Source organism: Pseudescherichia sp., assembly GCF_031998825.1.
In the GTDB taxonomy this organism is placed as follows: Bacteria; Pseudomonadota; Gammaproteobacteria; order Enterobacterales; family Enterobacteriaceae; genus Pseudescherichia.
Map to the genome: position 1 here is coordinate 1 of NZ_DAMACX010000016.1, position 20,391 is coordinate 20,391.

The following is a 20,391-nucleotide window of genomic DNA, read 5'->3' on the forward strand; positions in this document are numbered from 1 at the left end:
TTCAGGTGTTAGTGTCCTTAGGATGTGGGGGTTCGAGTCCCCCCCCTCGCACCACTTATCTTGCTCTCTCCCGGTACGACCTCTCCCGCTTCACGCCATTTTCAAATTCATTATTACCAGCATCATCCCGCCAACCAGGGCGATACCCGACGGTAGCAGCACAAAGTGGCGCAGACGCTTGTGATAGAGCATGGCAGGCGTCAACAGCAGGCCGGGCACAATAACCGCACACCAGGCATCAACAGAGAGATCGGCACACGCCAGTCCGAGCGCGACGATGCCCGATAATACGAATCCCCAACCACTTTCCAGCACGCGCTGCAACATGCTCCCATCCTCACGGTGATAATGATAACCAATATCATATGATATGTTTTCTCATTTGTCAGCATGCGGTCGCACCAGTGCGTGAACTTTCTGCATCTGTTAATGACAGACATTCATGAAGGTGATAAATTGTGCGCTTCGGAAAAATACATAACAATTTCTTACTATTTTCGCGAAATTTTATTCACGCGTTATTTCTCATTTTGCCAACCATAACTTTTTATATATTGCAGATTAATAACGACATTACACATGACAGCACAATCCTGGCATAACCTCTGCAACAAGAAATATCAATTATCCCTGCGATTATTCTTGTTTCTCAATGCCGTTTCGGCCCTCTTTTCCTTCCTGCTGCCGCTAAACAGCGTGATGAGCATAACTCTGCCGCTTGGACTGCTCTTTACAGCCAGCCTTGCGCTGCTGCTCTGGCACAAGTGGCAATCAGAAAAGAAAATAAATATTCCTCTCATTTCACTCTTATTTGGCTGCCTGTGGGCATGGCATGTTAACGTGAAATATTCAGCTATTGGCCATCCAGATCCGGTTTATCTTCTCGTTGCGCTGTTAAGCGTATTATTTATTGGCACTATCGCTTTCTCTAACAATATCAGCGCGTTTATTCTGCATTCGCTGCCGGTAGGCCTGACCTGCCTGTGGTTAACTGACGGCAGCGCCTGGATAAGAGTGCTCTACTGTTTCGCCCTGCCGGTGGTAGGCATCACCATACAGCATGTTATTCAGCGGCGTAATGATAGCTTTGCCCGGGACCTGATGTACAAGCTGTTGGACGAGCGCAAGACGCTGAAAGATTTAAGCATGCTCGATCCCTTGACCGGCCTCTACAATCGCCGCGGCCTGCAAAATAAGATTGATAACCTGCTAACGCATGATGCCGGCAGGCAGTTCGTGTTGCTGCTGGATATTGATCACTTCAAAGCTTACAACGACCACTACGGTCATATGATGGGCGACCAGGCGTTGATCCGTGTCTCTGCCGCCATTCGTGATGCGGTGCGCTCCCGGGATATCGTTGCCCGCTTCGGTGGGGAAGAGTTTATGATCCTGCTGAGCGATGTCGATCTGGAGCACGCCCGCGTGACCGCCGAGCGTATTCGCCAGCAGGTTTTCGATCTTAAGATCCCGCATATGTTTAACGAAAGCGTGGCAACCAACGTCACGGTAAGCATCGGTATCGCTCCTCTGCTGGACGAAGACATTGAGGATGCACTGGGCAAAGCGGATAAGGCGCTGTATGAAGCGAAGCATTTAGGGCGTAACTCTATTCTGGTCAGCGGCGAATTGCAGATGGCTTAAACAAAACAAGCAGGCATTTCGCGACAAAAATGTTGCGCTTGTTCCTGCTGGTGGTTAGGATTGGCAATCATTATCATTTAGATTCCGGTCTAATCTCCTATGGCCCAACGCTCTGAACTATTGGCAAACGATCTCATCTGGCGAGCCCCGCTGCACACCGCAGCACCTACGCTTGCCGATGCCGTGCGCGAAACGATGTCCAGCCAGCGTCCGCACATGCTGGAGATTATCTGTCTCGACGAGCCACCGCCGCATCAGGCTATGACTCTGGCGCAGTGGCAGCGCCCCGCCGCGCTGCGCACGCTGCTGGCCGACTACTCCGATCATATCTACCGCAACCAGCCACAGCTGCCGCGCGAGGGGAAACCGCTTATCTCGCTGTGGGCGCAGTGGTATCTGGGCCTGCTGGTTCCACCGCTAATGCTGGCTCTGCTGGCGCACGACACCGCACTGGATGTCTCCCCGGAACATTTTCACGTTGAATTCCATGAGACCGGCCGCGCGGCCTGCTTCTGGGCCGACGTGCATGCCGATCGCTATACTACGCTGTTAGACGATCGTGGCCGCATTGAGAAGCTGATCGTCTCGGCGATGCTGCCGGTAGTCCAGGCGCTGGAAGCCACCGGTGAGATTAACGGCAAGCTTATCTGGAGCAATACCGGTTATCTTATCAACTGGTATCTGAACGAGATGAAGCCGCTGCTCGGCGATGCGCGGGTTAATGCGCTGCGCCAGCTCTGCTTTTTTGACAAGACGCTGGCAAACGGCATGGACAACCCGCTTTGGCGCACCGTCGTCCTGCGTGAAGGTGTGCTGGTGCGCCGTACCTGCTGTCAGCGCTACCGCCTGCCGGATGTCCAGCAGTGCGGCGACTGTACGCTGAAATAATCTTTACGCGACCTGCTGGCTCTCTCCCTCTGCACGCTGTGACTCCTGCGCCTCCTGCTCCAGGAGCTGTTTCTCGTAGACCTTAAAGAACGGGTAGTAGATCACGGCAGAGACCACGGCCAGCAGCACAACGAGGATCGCCGCCCGGTAGTCCCAGCCCAGCGCCCAGGCCGCGCCGATTGGGGCCGGTGCAGTCCATGGGACCACGGCAATCACCCGGCCAATCAAATCCATTTTCATTGCGCCCCAGGCGATCACCGAGTTGATCAGCGGTGCGAGCAGGAAGGGAATAAAAAAGACCGGGTTCATCACAATGGGCGTGCCAAAGATCACCGGCTCGTTGATGTTAAAGAAGCTGGGCACAATGCTGAGCCGCCCGATAGAGCGCAGGTGCACGGATCGGCTGCGCAGATAGCAGATCACCAGCCCCATCGTTGCCCCGGACCCGCCTACCACAATGAAGAATGTCCAGAATGCCTCCATAAAGATGTGCGGCAGCGGCGCGCCCTGGGCCAGCGCAGTCTGGTTCATCCCCAGGTTGGTTAACCAGAACATTTGCAGCATGCCGGAGACAATTGCTGCCCCGTGGATGCCGGCGAACCACAGCAGGTGGCCAATCAGCACCGCCAGCAGGATGGCAGGCAGCGAGTCAGCGGCGGCCACCAGCGGCTTAAACAGCGCCATAATCGCCTGCGGGATCAGCACCGAGAACTCTGACTGGATAAACAGGCTCAGCGGGTAGAGCGTCAGCACGACGACCAATACCGGGATCAGCAGATCGAACGAGTTTTTGATCATCGGCGGAACCTGGTCCGGCAGGCGGATGCCAATGTTGTGCGCTTTTAAAAAACGCATCAGCTCCACGCAGTAGATGGCAACCAGGATCGCGGTAAAGATCCCGGTGCCGCCCAGGCTATGCACCGGCAAGGCGCTATCGGTTTTTGGCGCAGCCACCAGCAGAAAGGCCATCAGCGAGAGCATGGCACACATGAAGGGATCGAGCTGGTGCGACTTCACGTAGTGTTTGCCAAGGTTATAGGCGATAGCGGCACAGATGTAGATCGACATGATCCCCATGGTCATATCGAACGGAGTGAGGATCCGCCCCTCATACTGCTTGGCCAGATCGAGCCAGCCGCGAGCAAAGCCCCAGGTGGTATCCGGTGAGAACGGCGGGTAGGCAAAAATCAGCAGAAAGGAGCCGACAATCATAAAGGGCATTGCCGAGATAAAACCATCGCGAATTGCCATCACATGACGCTGGGCAGAGATGCGTCCGGCGATGGGGCTGACATAATTTTCAACAAAACGGAAGATCAGGTTAAACGCAGCGTGGTTGGCAGACATTTGGCTCTCCGGTCAGGCGAAAAATGGAATGGCAAAATGAGTATCAGCCTCCGATCTGCACTGTGCAACCGGTTACTGTAACCGGTTTCCGTGATTGTGAAGAGGATCGATAATCGGCCTATCCTACTGTGAATAACCAGGATTTACCTCACAGTCAGGCCGGTATCTGCCACCGGGCGTCAGGATTGTCCTTAAGCGCCTGCTGCATCTGGACGAGTATATCGGCCGCATAGAATAATCCTGCGTCGGTATCGACGCCCAGCTTCGCCATCAGACTAAACTTATGCGCCCGAATGTTTTTACAGTTGCGGTTAAGCTGAACGGCGATATTAGCAATCGGATAACCCAACGCGGTGTAATAGAGGATCTCCTGCTCGGTCTGGCTCAGGACGCGCTCATGGCCGTAATACCATAGGTTGAGGATATTCTCATTCACCCTCTGCTTATCACTCAGCCACTTCTGTAGCTGCTGGCGCATCAGCGCCAGCGGGGCGGTTTTACTGATGACGCCGTGCAGCGACGCGGCCGAGAAACGACTCACCAGCCGCGCCTCCATGTCATCTCCTGCCAGCACAATGCGCTGCCGCCCAGGACTGGTTCGCTCCATGTCGTACATCACCTTCAGGCACTCCAGCCGCTGTGCTCTAATGGCCGATAGCGAATAGATTAATGAAAAAAAGGGTGTCCAGGCCAGCGAATTAAGAAACGCGGCGTAGTCTTTAAAGAAATAAAACTGATATTTCCCGACCATCGGTAATAGACTCCGCAGCCCAGCCTCGCTCAGGGGGCATCGCTCAATAATGGCAACGTGTCTTCTTGATCCGCTTTTTTCCATTGTCTATCCTCGCCATACGTTGGATTTAAATTTAATATTTTCGCCCCGTCACTGCTATTAATCCAGGCGTACAACTCAGCATTGCTACGTAAAGTGAGGCGCCGCATAGCGCTATTTTTTTGCGCACTCACCGTTTTATTGCTTTTTTTCAGCATTGAAGCGATCTGATTAATACCCCATCCTTTACCAAGAAGCCGTAATACCTGTCGTTCAGAATAGGTTAGTGATAGCGCTGGAGGGCTTGCCTCCTCTTCATCATAAGGATTTCCTGATAAAAGCGAACGGCTAATAATTTCTGCACGCCGGTTACCGCTACGCACCGCGTTAATAATTCCGTCGACCGGCTCCATGCTCGAGAGCAGCGTGCTTTCCGAACGCAGCAGCAGCTCTACCGCCAGCGGGTAGATAGGTAAAGGTACGATAAAAACCCAATGTATATCAATTGATTGCATCATAACGGAGTAGTATTTTTTACAGGCGCTGCGGGCCTGCCTTAAATCGTTAGTTAAATCGACAATGATCACATTCGCGTGCTGTAGTAAAGAGAGCGTCACCTCCTCTGGGGTGGTGCAGTAGATAATTTCATATTCACAAAATGATTGCGCCATAATAGCGCCAAGGCCAAATTGTATTATAGGTGCTCTGCTTATTATTACTGCGCACCTGTACTTTTCTGACAGCATATCCCCTCCGCTTACATTCGAGAACTCAGTGTGTTAATTCATCACGATAACGTTCATGAATAAATAAATGCCAGAACAAAAGCGTTACTCAACATCACAGCTGTTAACACAGCATGTCATTATCTCTGTATGTCACACTTACCTCTTTCAGACTAACGGTGGCCAACTGCGGTATTAATCTTTTATCCCTGACATAATATCGCATAACTTTGTTAAAAAAATAATGGGTGGTACGGCAAAAAAAATAACATATTGAGAAACCAGATCTAAATATATAAACATGATGAATGATTAATATCTTTCATATAACGTAAAAGGCCGATACTGCGGGGACAGGCGGCCAGAAACAGATTAAATCAATTTATTAGCTAAATATTGATCTACCACAGCGCCGGGCAGGTAGCACGTTGTGTTAAAAATAGGTTTTCTATTTCACCACATTGCTATTTCGCTACGTTACCAGGGCAAACTATGCAAACAGATCGGGATAAACAGCGTGCCGTAACGCGACTGTGCATTCAGTGCGGCCTTCTCCTGTTGCAGCACGGGGCAGAGAGCGCCCTGGTGGAGGAGCTCTCTACCCGTCTCGGCCTCGCGCTGGGAATGGATAGCGTAGAGAGCGCCATCGCTGCGAACGCCATTGTGCTTACCACCATTCAGAACGGCCAGTGTCTGACCTCCACGCGTAAAAACAGCGATCGTGGCATCAATATGCACGTGGTCACTGAGGTGCAGCACATCGTCATTATGACCGAACATAAGCTGCTGGATGAGAGAGGCGTAGAAAGGCGTTTTAAGCAGATTACGCCGCTGCGCTACCCACGCTGGCTGGTAACGCTGGTGGTGGGCCTCTCCTGCGCCTGCTTCTGCAAACTGAACAACGGCGGCTGGGATGGTTCAGCCATCACCTTCTGTGCCAGCAGCGTCGCCATGTACGTACGCCTGACGCTGGCCCAGCGGCATCTGCATCCGCAGATCAATTTCTGCCTGACGGCCTTTGTGGCGACTACCGTCTCGGGGCTGTTGCTTACCCTGCCCGCCTTCGCCCACACGTCAACGGTGGCGATGGCGGCCAGCGTCCTGCTGCTGGTTCCCGGCTTTCCGCTGATTAGCGCCGTTGCCGACATGTTTAAAGGACATATCAATACCGGGCTGGCACGCTGGGCTATCGCCAGCCTGCTAACGCTGGCCACCTGTATCGGGGTGGTGATGGCCATGACGGTATGGGGGCTACGCGGATGGGTATAACTGATTTTCTGCTGGCGCTGGCGCAGGACATGATCCTCTCCGCGATCCCAGCCGTCGGCTTTGCCATGGTGTTCAACGTGCCGCAGCGTGCCCTGCCCTGGTGCGCCCTGCTGGGCGCCATCGGCCACGGCACGCGGATGGTGATGATGACCAGCGGCATCAACATTGAGTGGTCCACATTTGTTGCCGCCATGCTGGTTGGCTGCATCGGCATCCGCTGGTCGCGCTGGTATCTTGCCCACCCCAAGGTCTTTACTGTCGCAGCGGTGATCCCCATGTTTCCCGGCATTTCGGCCTATACGGCGATGATCTCCGCAGTGAAGATAGGTCATTTAGGCTACAGCGAGGCGCTGATGATCCTGCTGCTGACTAACTTTCTCAAGGCGACGTCAATCGTCGCAGCGCTCTCTGTCGGCCTGTCGGTGCCTGGATTGTGGCTCTACCGTAAGCGCCCCCGCGTTTGAGATTTGTGTTCTGCCTGCGTCGTGGTAATAATCCCTGTTCCTGTTGCGGCCAAAAAGAGGCGGATGTGAAGCACGACGGCGTGTATTTACCGGAGAAACTGGACGAGTCCAGCCTGAAGGACAAAATCTTCACCAGTGCCATTGAGCTGTTTGCCGAGTATGGTCTGAACGGCGCCCGCATGGAGCAGATCGCCGAGAAGGCGGGCACGACCAAACGGATGGTGGTTTACCACTTTAAAACCAAAGAGAACCTCTATCTGCAGGTGCTGGAGTATGTCTATACCCAGATCCGCGCCAGCGAAACGCGGCTCAACCTGACGCGCATGCCGCCGGTAGAGGCGATGGTAGAGCTGGTGGAGAGCACCTTCGACTATCATGCTGCGCACCCCGACTTCATTCGCATTATCTGCATGGAGAACATGCAGCGCGGACGCTACATGCAGCAGTCGGAATATCTGCGCAAGGTTAATCGCAGCGCGCTGATCCTACTGGAGGATATTTTACAGCGCGGCCAGCAAAAGCAGCTCTTCAGCCGCAGCGTGAACGCCCGGGACGTGCACCGTCTGATGAGCAGCTTCAGCTTCCATTACGTGGCGAACAGCTACACCTTTACCCTGCTGTTTGAAGAGGGGGCGGATAGCCAGGCTCAGCAGGCGCACTACCGCGCCATGGCGGTACAGGTTGTGCTGCGCTATGTCTGTCCCTGATTGCTCAGCTGCAAGGTGAAAAAAATTACTTGTAATTAAATCGCGCACTATCTATATTCACTTCATGAAGACGAAATCGACGGCTCCGGCGAACGCGCCGCTAGCCCTGAATAACCAGCTCTGCTTTGCGCTCTACTCCGCAAACCTGGCGCTGAATAAACTCTATCGGCAGCTGCTGGCTCCGTTAGGCCTGACCTACCCGCAGTATCTGGTGATGCTGGTGCTGTGGGAGCGGGACGACATCACCGTGTCTGAGATTGGCGAACAGCTATTTCTGGACTCGGCGACCCTGACGCCGCTGCTGAAGCGTTTGGCAAGTGCCGGGCTGATTGTTCGCCAGCGTTCGCGCCAGGACGAACGCCAGGTTGCCGTAACCCTGACCGAATCGGGACGCGCGTTACAGCAGCAGGCATTCACGATCCCGGAATCGGTACGCTGCGCCGCTGCCTGCGATACGGATTCCCTGGCCGCCCTTCAGCACGAGCTGGAGACGCTGCGCCACCAGCTTCATAAGGCTTAGGTTTCACCGTCCCTGACGGTCCTGAGCTTAACATATAAATAGCGCGCTATTTTATAGCGAATGTATTGATAACAGCGAAAATAAGGAACCTGCCATGTCTTTAGAAAAAGTAGTTTACACTGCAAAAGCCAAAGCAACCGGTGGCCGTGACGGCCGTGCAACCTCCTCTGACGGCGTGCTGGACGTACAGCTGGGCGTACCGAAAGAGATGGGCGGCATGGGCGGCAACGTCACTAACCCAGAGCAGCTGTTTGCTGCGGGTTACTCCGCCTGCTTCCTCGGTGCGATGAAATTTGTTGCTGGCCGCGACAAGATCGCCATGCCAAAAGAGGCTTTTGTTGAAGGCGAAGTCGGTATCGGGCCGCTGCCGACCGGTTTTGGTATCGAAGCTAAGCTGAATATTCACCTGCCGGGTATGGATGCGGCCGAAGCGCAGAAGCTGGTCGACGCAGCGCATATCGTCTGCCCTTACTCCAACGCCACCCGCAATAACATCGACGTGACGCTGAACATTATCGCCTAAGACGTTCGAAGGCCGGGCGGCGCGGCGCTTGCCTGGCCTATAAAAGCACCCCCTCTCTGTGCTACTATGAGCAGATATCACCCGCGGATCTTTCCGCTCTGTTTTTAGCTTGAGATAGCGCTATGTCTTCCAGAATCCTCTCCACCAATGTCATCGGTATCGACGCGTTTATGCACGATCACGCCCGCGTCCTGACCCAGTCCCGTGAGGGGACGGTGGCCGTTTTTGCTGATAACGCCCCGGCGTTTTATGCCCTGACGCCTGCGCGGCTGGCCCAGCTGCTGGAACTGGAAGCCCGATTGCAGCGCCCGGCCAGCGATATCGCGCTCGATCAGCAGTTCTTTAGCGAGCCGACCGACGCACCGCCCAGCGTGCCGATGGGCAAATTTCCGATGTACGCAGGCTGGCAGCCGGACGCCGACTTTCAGCGCCTGGCGGCTCTGTGGGGCATCGGCCTGAACCAGCCTGTTACCCATGAGGAGCTGGCCTCGTTTGTCACCTACTGGCAGGCGGAGGGCAAAGTGTTTCACCATATGCAGTGGCAGCAGAAGCTGGCCCGCAGCGTACAGATCGGCCGCGGCAGCCTGAGCGGCGCGGTTAAGCGCGACGTGAATGCCGTCTCCGAGCCGGATAATCAGGTTCCCCCAGGCTTCAGAGGTTAATCATGAAAGACGTCGGCGAAATGATGAAGCGTTTGCAAAAGATGATGCCTGCCCATGTGAAACCGGCGTTTACCACCGGCGAAGAGCTGCTGGCCTGGCAAAAAGAGCAGGGGGAGATCCGCTCGGCGGCCATCGCCCGCGAAAACCGGGCCATGAAGATGCAGCGTACCTTCAACCGCTCCGGCATTCGTCCTCTGCATCAGAACTGCTCTTTCGATAACTATAAGGTCGAAAACGAGGGGCAGATGAACGCCCTGAGTAAGGCGCGCCATTACGTCGAGGAGTTCGACGGCAACATCGCCAGCTTTGTCTTCTCTGGCAAGCCGGGCACCGGCAAAAACCATCTTGCGGCGGCCATCTGCAACGAGCTGCTGCTGCGCGGGAAGTCGGTGCTGATCATCACCGTGGCCGACATTATGTCCGCCATGAAGGAGACCTTCAGCAGCCGGGAGACCAGCGAAGAGCAGCTGATTAACGATCTCAGCATAGTCGATCTGTTGGTGATCGACGAGATCGGCGTTCAGTCGGAGTCTCGCTATGAGAAGGTGATCATCAACCAGATTGTCGATCGCCGCTCCTCCTCCAAGCGCCCGACCGGCATGCTTACCAATAACAACGTGGCGGACATGACCCGGCTGCTCGGCGAGCGGGTAATGGATCGCATGCGCCTCGGCAACAGCCTGTGGGTCAATTTTAACTGGGATAGCTACCGCAGCCGCGTGACCGGCAAAGAGTATTAAGAGCTTTCCTGGCGCGGCCTGCCGGGTGTCCCGTTATATACTGACGCGATTCACCACAACAGGTTATGCCACATGAAATCAGCTAAACGTTTACTGTGCAGCGTCGCGATTGCCAGCGCCCTGCTCTCTTCTCTCTCTCACGCCGCCACCTGGCAGGAGCAGCTGACCAGCGCTGCCAACCAGCTGAGCCAGAACTCAGGTTCGACCACGTCGTCGCAGCAAAGCAATACCTCTATCTCTGCCCTCGGCAGCCTGCTGAACGGCGGCAACCAGGCGCTGAGCGCCGACACCATGAATAACGCCGCGGGCATCCTGGAGTACTGCGCTAAAAACAAGCTGGCCTCGGTCACCAGCGCGGAGAATATCAAAAGCCAGGTGCTGGAGAAGCTCGGTCTGAGCGCGCCGGAGCAGAAGGAAGATACCAACTTTATGGATGGGTTACAGGGGATGCTGAACACCAAAGATGGCGAGCAGCTGAACCTGAATAATATCGGCAGCACGCCGCTGGCGCAGAAGGTGAAAACCAAAGCCTGCGACCTGGTGCTGAAGCAGGGCATGAACTTCCTCTCCTGATAGCTCTCCCCCCTGTCGCGCCTGCCCTGATACACAGCAGGCGCGTCTGTCGCATATAAATGAGACATTGCTCATAAAACGCCCCTCTCTAAACCTTTTCTTAATAGAATTCAGGCTTTGTGACGCTAGAATTGCAGCTATGTGAATTCGCCATTAAAGTGTTATTCCTGCAAAATTCCGGCTGCTGCTATTGAGGATCGACCGTTGTCTGAATTTCTCTCTCTTGTCCTGTTTATTGCCTCGATAGCTATCTACTCTCTGAAGGCAGGCCGCAATACGTGGTGGTTTACCGCCATCCTGGGTGTGCTGGGCCTGTTTGTTGTGCTTAATATTGCCCTCTACGCCAGCGACTACTTTACCGGCGACGGCATTAACGATGCAGTGCTCTACACCATCACCAACAGCCTGACCGGCGCGGGCGTCAGCAAGTATATTTTGCCGGGTGTGGCGTTGGTCATCGGCCTGCTGGCGCTCTTTTTTGCCCTCGGCTGGATCCTGCGCCGTCGCCGCCATCACCCGCTGCACGTCGGCTATAGTCTGCTGGCGCTGCTGCTGGCCCTGGGATCGGTGGATGCCAGTCCCGCTTTCCGCCAGATCACCGAGCTGGTTAAATCCCAGTCCCGGGCGGGGGATCCGGATTTTGCGGTCTGGTATAAAGAGCCGGCCAAAAGCATTCCGCAGCCGGCCCTTAACCTGGTCTATATCTATGGCGAGAGCCTGGAGCGTACCTACTTTGACAGCGACGCCTTCCCGGGACTGACGCCGGAGCTGGGCGCGTTGAAAGATGAGGGGCTGGATTTTACCCATACCGCGCAGCTGCCGGGCACCGACTATACCATTGCCGGGATGGTCGCCTCCCAGTGTGGCATTCCGCTGTTTGCTCCCTTTGAGGGCAACGCCTCGGCCTCAATGTCGAGCTTCTTCCCGCACAATCTCTGCCTCGGCGATATCCTGAAAAACTCCGGATATGAGAACCACTTTGTGCAGGGGGCGAACCTGCGCTTTGCCGGGAAGGATGTGTTTTTAAAATCCCACGGTTTTGACCACCTTATCGGGGCGGAAGAGCTGAAAGGCCGCGTCGCCGATCCAGCCTACCGCAACGACTGGGGCTTCTACGACGACACCGTGCTGGACGAGGTGTGGCAGCAGTATCAGCAGCTCTCCCAGAGCGGCAAGCGCTTCTCGCTCTTTGCCCTGACCGTTGATACCCATCACCCGGACGGCTTTGTCTCGCGCAGCTGCGAGCGGAAAAGCTATACCATCGACGGGAAAGCGAACCAGTCCTTTAGCGCAGTCACCTGCAGCCAGCAGCATATCGCCGCGCTGATTAATAAGATCAAAGCTTCACCGTGGTTTAAGGATACGGTGATCGTCGTCTCCTCCGATCATCTGGCGATGAACAACACCGCGTGGAAGTACCTCAGCAAGCAGGATCGCAACAACCTCTTCTTTATCCTGCGCGGCGACCAGCCTGCGCAGGACATCATCGGGCTGAAACGCAACACCATGGATAACGGCGCAACCGTGCTGGATATCCTCGGCGGGGATAACTTCCTCGGCCTCGGGCGCAGCAGCCTTTCCGGCCAGTCCCTCTCCCAGTCGTTCCTCAATATGAAGGAGAAGGTGCTGGCGTGGAAGCCGGATATCATCCGCCTGTGGAACTTCCCGAAAGAGATGAAGGATTTCACCGTTGAGCGCGATAAAGAGACGATCGCCTTCTCCGGCAGTCGGTTCCGCCTGCCGCTGCTGATCCGCGTCTCGGACCAGCGCGTAGAGCCGCTGCCGGAGAGCGAATACTCTGCGCCGCTGCGCTTCCAGCTGGCCGATTTCGCACCACGAGATAACTTTGTCTGGATCGACCGCTGCTACAAGATGGCGCAAATGTGGGCCCAGCAGCTGGCGCTCTCCACCGACTGGTGCGTTTCACAGGGTCAGCTGGGCGGCCAGCAAACGGTGCAGCACGTCGATAGCGCACAGTGGCAAGGCAAAACCGCGTTTAAAGATACGGTCATCGACAGCGCCCGCTATCAGCGCAACGTGGATATGCTGAAGGTGGTGGATAATGACGTTCGCTATAAGGCAGACAGCTTTATCTTCAACGTGGCGGGCGCGCCGGAAGAGGTGAAGCAGTTTAGCGGCATCTCTCGCCCGGAGAGCTGGGGGCGCTGGTCCAACGCGCAGCTGGGTGAAGAGGTGAAGATTGAGTACAACGCGCCGCTGCCGGAGAATTTCGATCTGGTTATCACTGCTAAAGCCTATGGCCCGAACGCCAACAAACCGATCCCGGTGCGGATAGGTGATAGTGAGCAGACACTAACTTTAGGCAACGAGGTCTCTACCACCACGCTGCGGTTCCATAACCCGTCGCATAGCAATACGCTGACGATTGTGCCGCCGGATCCGCAGTCAACCAACGAAGGGAATATTCTCGGCCACTCGCCGCGCAGGTTAGGGATTGGGATGGTGGAGATTAAAGTAGTAAAAACCGAGGGCTAGCGGTTTGGTGTGAGTAGGCCGGGTAAGCGCAGCGCCACCCGGCGTTACCGTAATGCCGGGTGGCGGCTCTCGCCTGACCCGGCCTACGGTCCTACGATGCTGCTACAGCTTAGAACGTTTCCCAGTTATCGCCTGCGTCGGCGACTGCCGGTTTGCGGGTCGCCAGCGGCGCAGCGGCTTTGGCGATGATAGCCTGGTCGCGGGCCTCTTTACGCTGATCCTGCATAATGCGGAACACCGCTACGGCCTGGGTCAGACGGCTCGCCTGCTCTTCCAGCGCGGCGGCGGCGGCGGCAGACTCCTGCACCAGCGAGGCGTTCTGCTGGGTAACGCGATCCATCTCGGCAACGGCCAGACCCACCTGGTCGATACCGCGGCTCTGCTCGTCGGAAGCGGAGGCGATTTCGCCCATAATGTCCGTTACGCGGGTAACTGCATTAACGATCTCATCCATGGTTTCACCGGCGCTCTCTACCAGGGTTGAACCCAGCTCGACGCGGCCTACGGAGTCTTCGATCAGGCTCTTAATTTCGCGAGCGGCCTGGGCACTGCGCTGGGCCAGGTTACGCACTTCCCCTGCTACCACCGCAAAGCCACGACCCTGCTCACCGGCACGCGCCGCTTCTACCGCTGCGTTCAGCGCCAGGATGTTGGTCTGGAAAGCGATACCGTCGATCACGCTGATGATGTCAGCGATTTTCTGCGAGCTGCCAGCGATGTCGCGCATGGTCTGCACCACGTTATCCACCACTTTACCACCCTTCTGCGCGGTCTCAGAGGCGCTGAGCGCCAGATGGCTGGCCTGACGGGCGTTTTCGGCGTTCTGCTTCACGGTCGCAGTCAGCTCTTCCATGCTGGCAGCGGTCTCTTCCAGGGAGGCAGCCTGCTGCTCGGTACGGGAGGAGAGATCGTTGTTGCCCATCGCAATTTCGCTTGCGCCGCTATAGATCTCGTTCGCACCGGTACGCACGGTACCTACGGTACGCATCAGCTCACCCTGCATGTGGCGCAGGCTTTCCGCCAGCTGGCCCATCTCGTTGGCACCGTGCACGTCGATCTTCTGCACCAGATCGCCACCGGCGATATGGCGGATGCTCTCCACCAGACGGTTGAGCGGGGAGATCAGCACGTTTTTAATACCGAACCAGACGGCAACAATCACCGCCAGCACTGCCAGCAGCACGCCAACAATGATCCAGATAGCCATGCTATAGGAGCTGTTGTTGTCCGCAACGGCGAGGTCGTACAGCTGGTCATTTTGCTGCAGGAACTCAACGTACTGTTTCTCGAACGCGTCCTGGTAGCCCTGGGTCGGCTGGTCAAAGAACTCGTTGATTTTGCCTGCGCCCAGCAGCTGGATAAGTTCAGCCAGCGCACCGTGGTAGATATCGTACTGGCGCTTGATTTCCTGAGTTACAGCTTCGTTCTGGCGCGGATCGTGCGGCAGAGTCTGGTACTCATTCCAGTGCAGCTCCGCCTGCTTCAGGGAGACGCTGGCAGTCTGCATCAGCTCGGCGACGGTGGTGCCGCTGCCGATGTTGTTCTGATCCATCATGTAGCGGATCCCGGCACGGTTAAGCGTGTTACGGGTCTGCAGCAGGGCAACCCAGCTGCCGTTAAGCGTAGACTGCTGCTCACGGATGGTTTGCAGAACGGTGAAGTTGTCTTTGTCGTGTTTCAGCGCGTTGAAGAACAGACCGCCGGAGGTGATTTGTAACAGGCCAAATAGTGCAAGGACCAGAAGTAAACTGGTCACAATTTTGATACGGTTCAACATGTTTTCTCATTCCTTTAGAGGGATAACAGTTTTTCGGCCTGGAACAGGAAAACTTTACCGAATAGTTGTGCGTTGCGACGTGGTCTGGCCTGCTGGCTTAGCTCTTAGCCAGTGATCCACATCACACTCTTTTTCCCGTTCACGCCCCGTTAAAACCGCTTATCGCTCCCCTGCGACCGCTCACCCCTCACATTCTACCGCTCGGCCACTTATTGCCCGTTTTCTGCTCGCCGTTTGCCATGATCCTCAGGGAAAATTTATCAATTTAACGCCCCTACTCCTGTAATCTTTGTCATATAGCCAGGTCTGATATGGATAATAAAAAGCTACTCAAGCACGTACCCTGGATGATCCTTGGGATCATCGGTGCTTTCTGTCTGGCGGTTGTCGCCTTACGGCGGGGTGAAAGCGTAAGCGCCCTGTGGATCGTCGTCGCGTCGGTCTCCGTTTACCTTGTCGCCTACCGCTACTACAGCCTCTACATCGCGCAGAAGGTCATGAAGCTCGACCCGACCCGCGCTACCCCGGCGGTCATTAACAATGACGGTCTGAACTATGTCCCGACCAACCGTAACGTACTGTTTGGCCACCATTTTGCCGCTATCGCTGGGGCAGGTCCGCTGGTCGGCCCGGTGCTGGCCGCGCAGATGGGCTACCTGCCCGGCACGCTGTGGCTGTTGGCGGGCGTGGTACTAGCCGGTGCGGTACAGGACTTTATGGTGCTGTTTATCTCCTCTCGCCGTAACGGCGCTTCTCTCGGGGAGATGATCAAAGAGGAGATGGGTCCGGTACCGGGTACGATCGCCCTCTTCGGCTGCTTCCTGATCATGATTATCATCCTCGCCGTGCTGGCGCTGATCGTCGTTAAGGCGTTGGCGGAAAGCCCATGGGGGGTCTTCACCGTCTGCTCCACCGTGCCGATCGCCCTGTTTATGGGGATCTACATGCGATTCCTGCGCCCAGGCCGCGTGGGCGAAGTGTCGGTGATTGGTATCGTGCTGCTGGTGGCGTCCATCTACTTCGGCGGCGTGATTGCGGCCGACCCGTACTGGGGCCCGGCACTGACCTTCAAAGACACCACCATCACCTTTACCCTGATTGGCTATGCGTTTGTCTCCGCCCTGCTGCCGGTGTGGCTGATCCTCGCCCCGCGTGACTACCTGGCGACCTTCCTGAAGATCGGCGTGATCGTCGGCCTGGCGATTGGCATCGTGATCCTCAACCCAGAGCTGAAGATGCCAGCCATGACCCAGTACATTGACGGTACCGGTCCGCTGTGGAAAGGCGCGCTCTTCCCGTTCCTGTTTATCACTATCGCCTGTGGCGCCGTCTCCGGCTTCCATGCGCTGATCGCCTCCGGCACCACGCCGAAGCTGCTGGCCTGTGAAACCGACGCCCGCTTTATCGGCTACGGCGCGATGCTGATGGAGTCCTTCGTGGCGATTATGGCGCTGGTGGCGGCCTCGATTATCGAGCCGGGCCTCTACTTTGCCATGAACACCCCGCCTGCCGGTCTGGGCATCGTGATGCCGAACCTGCACGAGCTGGGCGGCGCGAACGCCCCGGCGATCATGGCGCAGCTACAAGACGTCACCGCTCATGCGGCCGCTACGGTCAGCTCCTGGGGCTTTGTCATCTCCCCTGAACAGATCCTGCAAACCGCGAAGGATATCGGCGAGCCGTCCGTGCTGAACCGTGCCGGTGGTGCGCCGACGCTGGCGGTAGGTATCGCCCATGTATTCCACAAAATCCTGCCGTGGGCGGACATGGGCTTCTGGTACCACTTCGGTATTCTGTTCGAAGCGCTGTTTATCCTGACTGCGCTGGATGCCGGGACCCGCTCCGGCCGCTTTATGCTCCAGGATCTGCTGGGTAACTTCGTGCCGTTCCTGAAGAAAACCGACTCTCTGGTCGCGGGCATTATCGGTACCGCAGGCTGCGTCGGCCTCTGGGGCTACCTGCTCTATCAGGGCGTGGTCGATCCGCTGGGTGGCGTGAAGAGTCTGTGGCCGCTGTTCGGCATCTCCAACCAGATGCTGGCCGCCGTGGCGCTGGTGCTGGGTACCGTGGTGCTGATTAAGATGCAGCGTACCAAATACATCTGGGTGACCGTGGTTCCGGCCGTCTGGCTGCTGATCTGCACCACCTGGGCGCTAGGGCTGAAGCTGTTTAGCGACAACCCGCAGATGGAAGGCTTCTTCTACATGGCGAACCAGTACAAAGCGCGTATTGCCGCCGGTGGTGAGCTGACCGCCCAGGAAGTGGCGAACATGAACCACATCGTCGTCAACAACTATACCAACGCCGGGCTGAGCATCCTCTTCCTGGTGGTGGTTTACAGCATCATCTTCTACGGCTTTAAAACCTGGATGAAGACCCGCAGCAGCACGGTGCGCACGGATAAAGAGACCCCGTACGTACCGGTGCCGGAGGGCGGCGTGAAGACCTCTTCACACCACTAGTCGTTAACGGAACGCCGGATGGCGCTGCGCTTATCCGGCCTACGTTTCTCGGCCCGGCAATGCTGCCGGGCTTTTTCAATTTCTGGATGGCATTATGTTTGGTAACTTAGGCGAAGCAAAAAAGTATCTCGGCCAGGCCGCGAAAATGCTGATTGGTATTCCTGACTATGATAACTACGTCGAGCATATGAAGACCAATCATCCGGACAAGCCTTACATGACCTATAACGAGTTCTTCCGCGAGCGACAGGAAGCACGCTATGGCAGCGGCGGAAGCAGCTGCTGTTAGGAGACACTATGACACCCATTGCAGTAACGCTTCTTACCGGTTTTCTTGGCGCGGGCAAAACCACCCTGCTGCGCCACATCCTCAACGAGCAGCACGGCTACAAGATTGCGGTCATTGAGAACGAGTTTGGCGAAGTCTCCGTTGATGACCAGCTGATTGGCGATCGCGCTACGCAGATCAAAACCCTGACCAACGGCTGCATCTGCTGCTCTCGCTCTAACGAGCTGGAGAGCGCCCTGCTGGATCTGCTCGACGGCCTCGACCGGGGCGATATCGCTTTTGACCGGCTGGTGATCGAGTGCACCGGCATGGCCGATCCCGGCCCGATTATTCAGACCTTCTTCTCCCACGAGATCCTTTGCCAGCGTTACCTGCTGGACGGCGTTATTGCCCTGGTGGATGCGGTGCACGCCGACGGGCAGATGAATCAATTCACCCTTGCCCAGTCGCAGGTAGGCTACGCCGACCGTATTCTGCTGACCAAAACCGACGTGGCGGACAGCGCCGAGGCCCTACGCGAACGGCTACAGCGCATCAACGCCCGCGCGCCGATCTACACCGTGACCCACGGTGACATCGATCTGGCGCTGCTGTTTGACACTAACGGTTTTATGCTGGAGGAGAACGTGGTGCCCGCGAAACCGCGCTTCCACTTTATGGCGGACAAGCAGAACGCTATCTCGTCGATTGTGGTGGAGCTGGACTACCCGGTAGAGATTGGCGCGGTCTCCCGGGTGATGGAGAACCTGCTGCTCAGCTTTGCCGAGAGGCTGCTGCGCTACAAGGGAATGCTGTGGATCGACGGCGAACCCAACCGCCTGCTGTTTCAGGGCGTGCAGCGTCTCTACAGCGCCGACTGGGATCGTCCCTGGGACGACGAGCAGCCGCACAGCACGCTGGTGTTTATCGGCGTTCAGCTGCCAGAGGATGAGATCCGGGCGGCGTTTGCGGAACTGAAAAAATAATAATCATTAGAGGCCCGATGGCTTAACGCCTGTCGGGTCTCGGCTATTTTTTATTTTGATCGCGCAGCATGGCTTCACGCAAAATCGCGTTCAGGCGCGTCTGGTAACCTTTCCCAGGCCGTTTCAGCCACTCCATGACATCTGCGTCGATACGCACAGATGCTTGCGTCTTTAGCGGCCGATAAAATTTACCCCTCGCCGCATCGGACCACTGCGTGTCATCCGTTGCGGGAATATCACTGTAGTCGATATCCGCATCGGGTTTGGCTGCCAGAGCGTTAAGCTCCGTTTCTCGCTGAGTACTCAGCATGGATGCGCTACCGCGTTTATGCTTAACAATACTCATAACGGTTCCTCTCTTTGCGATCTGCTTTTCGCGCGCTGATGATCCGGATAACCTCTTCCCCGCTCTCAAAGCGAATCGTGTGTGCAACCAGAATAACAACAATGCCATGCACTAATCCGATCGTCTGCCAGCGATGTTCACCATTTTCATATCGATCCTGCATTGATAAATGTCGCGGATCGTCGAATACAAGAACAGCATCCTCAAACCTGATTCCATGCTTACGCAGGTTACTTTTAGCCTTGTTGACATCCCACTCAAACTCCGTTGGCATAGTCTACTCTTCCTTGATTGTATATACAAAAAAGCATATACAAAAAGAGTGCTACTCACACTATCTTTGTGGGTTAACTATTCAGATCTGGAAGCTAGCTTCAGCAAATTACAAGGCTATATTGATCTTACTGGAAGAGGTACTCTGCACTGGCCTGTGATATAACAGTTAAAACCCCGTTGCGGTCACGCTCATGATGCATCCTCGCCACATCAATCAGAGCTTTATCTACAAGCCCGGCATAGAGCTACGCTCCACCTGGCAGAGCCGCCAGGCGTATAAAACGCACAGCCACGCCCAGCTGTCGGTCGGTGCCATTGTTGAGGGGCAAACCTGCTGCGTCTGCAACGGTGAAACCTGGCTCCTTTCGCCTGGGGATCTGATCGTTATCCCCGCGCATGCCCCGCACAGCTGCAATCCGGTGGATGGGCAGCCTCGCAGTTACCATATGCTCTACATCGAAACCGATTTTCAGCCTGCGCCGCAGATCGTGCGGAGTGAATCGCTGTTTCATCACTATCTGCAAACCATTGAGGATCTCTCTGCTCACGCCGTCGAGACGCTGCTAGCCGCGCTTCCCGCTGGGCCAGTGCAGCCTGTTACGCTGCGCCCTACCAGCCAGCAGCTCAGGGAAACGTTTCTTGAAAACCTGGTGGCCCCACCTTCGCTGGATGTGCTGGCCCACCGGTTTTCGCTACGCAAGGAGACGCTGATCCGCACCTTTAAGCAGGATACCGGCCTGACGCCCGTTACCTTTCTGAATAGCGCCCGCATTGAGTTTGCCAAAACGCGCCTGCGCGCCGGGGCGGATATCGCCGATGTCGGCTACCAGAGCGGCTTTGCCGATCAGAGCCACTTCCATAAAACCTTTGTCAGCTACACCGCCGCCACGCCGCGCCAGTACGCCACGGGCCGATCAATATCTGACAATAATTAACGCCTTCTGCA

General features: G+C 56.1%; 22 protein-coding genes. 15 read left to right on the forward strand and 7 right to left on the reverse strand.

Annotation, left to right across the window (positions count from 1 at the left end; translation table 11 throughout):
* Positions 1-90 precede the first annotated feature (90 nt).
* On the reverse strand, positions 91-327 hold the full coding sequence (locus tag RTP97_RS09525) for a DUF1435 domain-containing protein (RefSeq protein WP_312412975.1): 237 nt from the start codon (positions 325-327) through the stop codon (positions 91-93).
* Positions 328-579: 252 nt separating this feature from the next.
* On the opposite strand from RTP97_RS09525, the gene RTP97_RS09530 reads away from it, so the two are divergent.
* Positions 580-1,644 carry a GGDEF domain-containing protein gene (locus RTP97_RS09530; RefSeq protein WP_312412978.1) on the forward strand — a complete coding sequence of 355 codons (1,065 nt, stop codon included), beginning with the start codon at positions 580-582 and terminating at the stop codon, positions 1,642-1,644.
* Positions 1,645-1,743: 99 nt separating this feature from the next.
* Complete coding sequence (fhuF, locus tag RTP97_RS09535) at positions 1,744-2,532, forward strand: siderophore-iron reductase FhuF (protein ID WP_312412981.1); 789 nt, start codon at positions 1,744-1,746, stop codon at positions 2,530-2,532.
* Between the two features lie 3 nt (positions 2,533-2,535).
* Here the strand turns inward: fhuF and RTP97_RS09540 are convergent, their stop codons facing one another.
* From RTP97_RS09540 to RTP97_RS09550, 3 genes are all read right to left on the reverse strand, one after another.
* Positions 2,536-3,879 (reverse strand): PTS sugar transporter subunit IIC, encoded by a 1,344-nt coding sequence (locus RTP97_RS09540; RefSeq protein ID WP_312412983.1) that lies wholly within the window; start codon positions 3,877-3,879, stop codon positions 2,536-2,538.
* Between the two features lie 154 nt (positions 3,880-4,033).
* Complete coding sequence (gene bglJ / locus RTP97_RS09545) at positions 4,034-4,714, reverse strand: DNA-binding transcriptional activator BglJ (RefSeq protein WP_312412986.1); 681 nt, start codon at positions 4,712-4,714, stop codon at positions 4,034-4,036.
* Entirely contained in the window at positions 4,660-5,397 is a 738-nt protein-coding gene (locus RTP97_RS09550) for a LuxR C-terminal-related transcriptional regulator (protein ID WP_312412989.1), read from the reverse strand. The genes bglJ and RTP97_RS09550 overlap by 55 nt, the downstream gene beginning before the upstream one ends.
* Before the next feature lie 471 nt (positions 5,398-5,868).
* Here RTP97_RS09550 and RTP97_RS09555 point away from each other — a divergent pair, with 471 nt between their 5' ends.
* The 9 genes from RTP97_RS09555 (at position 5,869) to opgB (ending at position 13,330) form a co-directional block, all read left to right on the forward strand.
* On the forward strand, positions 5,869-6,645 hold the full coding sequence (locus RTP97_RS09555; RefSeq protein WP_312412991.1) for a threonine/serine exporter ThrE family protein: 777 nt from the start codon (positions 5,869-5,871) through the stop codon (positions 6,643-6,645).
* Positions 6,636-7,109 (forward strand): threonine/serine exporter, encoded by a 474-nt coding sequence (locus tag RTP97_RS09560; RefSeq protein ID WP_312412994.1) that lies wholly within the window; start codon positions 6,636-6,638, stop codon positions 7,107-7,109. Before RTP97_RS09555 ends, RTP97_RS09560 begins: the two co-directional genes overlap by 10 nt.
* 65 nt (positions 7,110-7,174) lie before the next feature.
* Positions 7,175-7,816, forward strand: a complete 642-nt coding sequence (locus RTP97_RS09565; RefSeq protein WP_312412996.1) for a TetR family transcriptional regulator — start codon at positions 7,175-7,177, stop codon at positions 7,814-7,816.
* Between the two features lie 64 nt (positions 7,817-7,880).
* On the forward strand, positions 7,881-8,336 hold the full coding sequence (locus tag RTP97_RS09570) for a MarR family transcriptional regulator (protein ID WP_312412998.1): 456 nt from the start codon (positions 7,881-7,883) through the stop codon (positions 8,334-8,336).
* 94 nt (positions 8,337-8,430) lie between these two features.
* Positions 8,431-8,859, forward strand: a complete 429-nt coding sequence (locus tag RTP97_RS09575; RefSeq protein WP_042388279.1) for an organic hydroperoxide resistance protein — start codon at positions 8,431-8,433, stop codon at positions 8,857-8,859.
* A 122-nt stretch (positions 8,860-8,981) separates the two neighbouring features.
* On the forward strand, positions 8,982-9,521 hold the full coding sequence (gene dnaT / locus RTP97_RS09580; protein ID WP_312413001.1) for a primosomal protein DnaT: 540 nt from the start codon (positions 8,982-8,984) through the stop codon (positions 9,519-9,521).
* A gap of 2 nt (positions 9,522-9,523) precedes the next feature.
* Positions 9,524-10,261, forward strand: a complete 738-nt coding sequence (gene dnaC, locus RTP97_RS09585) for a DNA replication protein DnaC (protein WP_312413003.1) — start codon at positions 9,524-9,526, stop codon at positions 10,259-10,261.
* A 72-nt stretch (positions 10,262-10,333) separates the two neighbouring features.
* Entirely contained in the window at positions 10,334-10,834 is a 501-nt protein-coding gene (locus RTP97_RS09590; protein ID WP_312413005.1) for a DUF2501 domain-containing protein, read from the forward strand.
* Positions 10,835-11,038: 204 nt separating this feature from the next.
* On the forward strand, positions 11,039-13,330 hold the full coding sequence (gene opgB, locus RTP97_RS09595) for a phosphatidylglycerol--membrane-oligosaccharide glycerophosphotransferase (RefSeq protein ID WP_312413006.1): 2,292 nt from the start codon (positions 11,039-11,041) through the stop codon (positions 13,328-13,330).
* A gap of 109 nt (positions 13,331-13,439) precedes the next feature.
* Here opgB and tsr read toward each other — a convergent pair whose 3' ends face one another.
* Entirely contained in the window at positions 13,440-15,107 is a 1,668-nt protein-coding gene (tsr, locus tag RTP97_RS09600) for a methyl-accepting chemotaxis protein (protein WP_312413008.1), read from the reverse strand.
* Between the two features lie 311 nt (positions 15,108-15,418).
* Here tsr and RTP97_RS09605 point away from each other — a divergent pair, with 311 nt between their 5' ends.
* The 3 genes from RTP97_RS09605 to yjiA all read left to right on the forward strand — a co-directional run bounded on the left by RTP97_RS09605 (position 15,419) and on the right by yjiA (position 18,823).
* Complete coding sequence (locus RTP97_RS09605; RefSeq protein WP_312413011.1) at positions 15,419-17,569, forward strand: carbon starvation CstA family protein; 2,151 nt, start codon at positions 15,419-15,421, stop codon at positions 17,567-17,569.
* 94 nt (positions 17,570-17,663) lie between these two features.
* Positions 17,664-17,858 (forward strand): YbdD/YjiX family protein, encoded by a 195-nt coding sequence (locus RTP97_RS09610; RefSeq protein ID WP_042388298.1) that lies wholly within the window; start codon positions 17,664-17,666, stop codon positions 17,856-17,858.
* 8 nt (positions 17,859-17,866) lie between these two features.
* On the forward strand, positions 17,867-18,823 hold the full coding sequence (gene yjiA / locus RTP97_RS09615; protein WP_312413013.1) for a GTPase: 957 nt from the start codon (positions 17,867-17,869) through the stop codon (positions 18,821-18,823).
* A 43-nt stretch (positions 18,824-18,866) separates the two neighbouring features.
* Here the strand turns inward: yjiA and RTP97_RS09620 are convergent, their stop codons facing one another.
* Entirely contained in the window at positions 18,867-19,169 is a 303-nt protein-coding gene (locus tag RTP97_RS09620; RefSeq protein ID WP_312413015.1) for a BrnA antitoxin family protein, read from the reverse strand.
* Entirely contained in the window at positions 19,156-19,443 is a 288-nt protein-coding gene (locus tag RTP97_RS09625) for a BrnT family toxin (protein WP_312413017.1), read from the reverse strand. The genes RTP97_RS09620 and RTP97_RS09625 overlap by 14 nt, the downstream gene beginning before the upstream one ends.
* A gap of 193 nt (positions 19,444-19,636) precedes the next feature.
* Between RTP97_RS09625 and RTP97_RS09630 the strand changes: the two genes are divergently transcribed.
* Entirely contained in the window at positions 19,637-20,380 is a 744-nt protein-coding gene (locus RTP97_RS09630) for an AraC family transcriptional regulator (protein ID WP_312413018.1), read from the forward strand.
* Positions 20,381-20,391 lie beyond the last annotated feature (11 nt).

Bases quoted from the DNA above. Each gene is read 5' to 3' on its own strand.
- RTP97_RS09605 (WP_312413011.1), top strand. From the start codon at position 15,419: ATGGATAATAAAAAGCTACTCAAGCACGTACCCTGGATGATCCTTGGG.
- dnaT (WP_312413001.1), top strand. From the start codon at position 8,982: ATGTCTTCCAGAATCCTCTCCACCAATGTCATCGGTATCGACGCGTTT.
- RTP97_RS09540 (WP_312412983.1), bottom strand. From the start codon at position 3,879: ATGTCTGCCAACCACGCTGCGTTTAACCTGATCTTCCGTTTTGTTGAA.
- RTP97_RS09625 (WP_312413017.1), bottom strand. From the start codon at position 19,443: ATGCCAACGGAGTTTGAGTGGGATGTCAACAAGGCTAAAAGTAACCTG.
- RTP97_RS09560 (WP_312412994.1), top strand. From the start codon at position 6,636: ATGGGTATAACTGATTTTCTGCTGGCGCTGGCGCAGGACATGATCCTC.
- RTP97_RS09575 (WP_042388279.1), top strand. From the start codon at position 8,431: ATGTCTTTAGAAAAAGTAGTTTACACTGCAAAAGCCAAAGCAACCGGT.
- RTP97_RS09630 (WP_312413018.1), top strand. From the start codon at position 19,637: ATGATGCATCCTCGCCACATCAATCAGAGCTTTATCTACAAGCCCGGC.
- RTP97_RS09555 (WP_312412991.1), top strand. From the start codon at position 5,869: ATGCAAACAGATCGGGATAAACAGCGTGCCGTAACGCGACTGTGCATT.
- RTP97_RS09570 (WP_312412998.1), top strand. From the start codon at position 7,881: ATGAAGACGAAATCGACGGCTCCGGCGAACGCGCCGCTAGCCCTGAAT.
- yjiA (WP_312413013.1), top strand. From the start codon at position 17,867: ATGACACCCATTGCAGTAACGCTTCTTACCGGTTTTCTTGGCGCGGGC.
- fhuF (WP_312412981.1), top strand. From the start codon at position 1,744: ATGGCCCAACGCTCTGAACTATTGGCAAACGATCTCATCTGGCGAGCC.
- RTP97_RS09590 (WP_312413005.1), top strand. From the start codon at position 10,334: ATGAAATCAGCTAAACGTTTACTGTGCAGCGTCGCGATTGCCAGCGCC.
- RTP97_RS09620 (WP_312413015.1), bottom strand. From the start codon at position 19,169: ATGAGTATTGTTAAGCATAAACGCGGTAGCGCATCCATGCTGAGTACT.
- RTP97_RS09610 (WP_042388298.1), top strand. From the start codon at position 17,664: ATGTTTGGTAACTTAGGCGAAGCAAAAAAGTATCTCGGCCAGGCCGCG.
- RTP97_RS09530 (WP_312412978.1), top strand. From the start codon at position 580: ATGACAGCACAATCCTGGCATAACCTCTGCAACAAGAAATATCAATTA.
- RTP97_RS09525 (WP_312412975.1), bottom strand. From the start codon at position 327: ATGTTGCAGCGCGTGCTGGAAAGTGGTTGGGGATTCGTATTATCGGGC.
- bglJ (WP_312412986.1), bottom strand. From the start codon at position 4,714: ATGGAAAAAAGCGGATCAAGAAGACACGTTGCCATTATTGAGCGATGC.
- tsr (WP_312413008.1), bottom strand. From the start codon at position 15,107: ATGTTGAACCGTATCAAAATTGTGACCAGTTTACTTCTGGTCCTTGCA.
- dnaC (WP_312413003.1), top strand. From the start codon at position 9,524: ATGAAAGACGTCGGCGAAATGATGAAGCGTTTGCAAAAGATGATGCCT.
- RTP97_RS09550 (WP_312412989.1), bottom strand. From the start codon at position 5,397: ATGCTGTCAGAAAAGTACAGGTGCGCAGTAATAATAAGCAGAGCACCT.